The following is a 1,365-nucleotide window of genomic DNA, read 5'->3' as shown; positions in this document are numbered from 1 at the left end:
AACGTATGGCCCGCCCCGTCCGCAAGTGGCTCTGGTTCCGCTGGTCTGGGCAGTCTGCACAAACGTATCCGGCCTTCCGGCGAGCCGTTGGCCAAGATGGAGATCCGCGCGTCCTGGGCCTCATAAAGGGGTCGGCGTCGAGCGCCATTTGCCAGCCAAAGGCTTCCAGAACACCGATCGACTGTCAGGCCATCTTCCTCGCACCACACGCAGACATCGGAAGGCCGGCGAAGGCTTCGCCGACCAAGCTTGGTTCAGGCGGCGATGACAGCCGCCTCGTAAACGCGCTCATGGCGCAGGAGCGCCCAGACAGTCCTGGCCATCTTGGCGGCCAGCGCGACCACGGCTGTGTTGGCGTGCGCCCGCGCCAGAAGCCCGCGCAGCCACTGCCCGAGGCGGGTCTCACTCTGCCGGAGCGTCGGCATCGCGGCCCGTGCACCCTGGATCAGCATCTTGCGCAGGTACTTGCTGCCGCGCTTGGTGATGCCGACGAGTTTAGGCCGTCCGCCGGTCGTGACCTGCCGCGGCACAAGGCCGAGCCAAGCTGCCAGATCACGTCCGCGCGCGAAGGTCGTCACGTCGCCGATGGCGGCCACCAGGGCGGTCGCGTTGAGCGCGCCGATACCGGGGATGGTTGTCAGCCGACGTGCACTCTCATCCGAGCGGGCCTGCTCGCTGAACTCGGCATCAAGGGCAGCGATGCGCTGATCGAGGAACTGCCAGCGCTCGCGCACGTCCGTCACGAGGGTCCGCATACGGGGTGTGAGATCCGTGGCTGCCTCGTCGTCGAGCAGGCTTGCGAGGCGGGCGGCCAATCTGGCACGACCCTGCGGCACGACATGGCCACGCTCCAGCAGGATGGCGCGGATCTGGTTCATCAGGGCTGTCCGCTCGCCGACGAGCTGATCGCGGACCCGGTGCAGGGTCTGCATGTCGAGTTGCGCTTCCGACTTGAGGGCCACGAAGCGCATGGTCGGACGCGTCGCCGCTTCGGCAATCGCCTCGGCATCACGGTCGTCGTTCTTCTGAGCCTTGACGTAGGGGCGCACGTACTCGGGCGACATCAGCCGAACGGTGTGCCCCTGGGCTGCCAGCGTTCGACCCATGTGATGGGCACCGCAACACGCCTCCATCGCCACAACGCAGGACGGCAACTGCGCACCGAAGGCAATCACGCTCTCACGCCGCATGCGCCGCCGCAGCACGACACGCCCGGTCGCGTCCAGCCCGACGAGGCTGCAGCTGTTCTTGCCCAGGTCGATCCCCAACACCGTGATCGGCATCGTCTCGCTCCGTTCCTCATCTCCGCTACCCTGCCAGCCTAGCAGGGCAGCCCGGTGAGGGGCGGGCCATCCATAAAGGGGG

General features: G+C 67.3%; 1 protein-coding gene. It reads right to left on the bottom strand.

All coding sequences use genetic code 11. The annotated features are described in order from the left end of the window. Positions 1-254: 254 nt before the first annotated feature. Positions 255-1,283 carry an IS110 family RNA-guided transposase gene (locus MFF24_RS28580; protein WP_238229212.1) on the bottom strand — a complete coding sequence of 343 codons (1,029 nt, stop codon included), beginning with the start codon at positions 1,281-1,283 and terminating at the stop codon, positions 255-257. Positions 1,284-1,365 lie beyond the last annotated feature (82 nt).

The organism is Methylorubrum aminovorans, from assembly GCF_022179725.1.
GTDB lineage: Bacteria > Pseudomonadota > Alphaproteobacteria > Rhizobiales > Beijerinckiaceae > Methylobacterium > Methylobacterium aminovorans.
The sequence above is the reverse complement of the archived record's forward strand: the minus strand, read 5'-3'. Positions and strand labels throughout refer to the sequence as shown.

Coding starts and splice junctions, on each gene's coding strand:
- MFF24_RS28580 (WP_238229212.1), bottom strand. CDS start 1,283: ATGCCGATCACGGTGTTGGGGATCGACCTGGGCAAGAACAGCTGCAGC.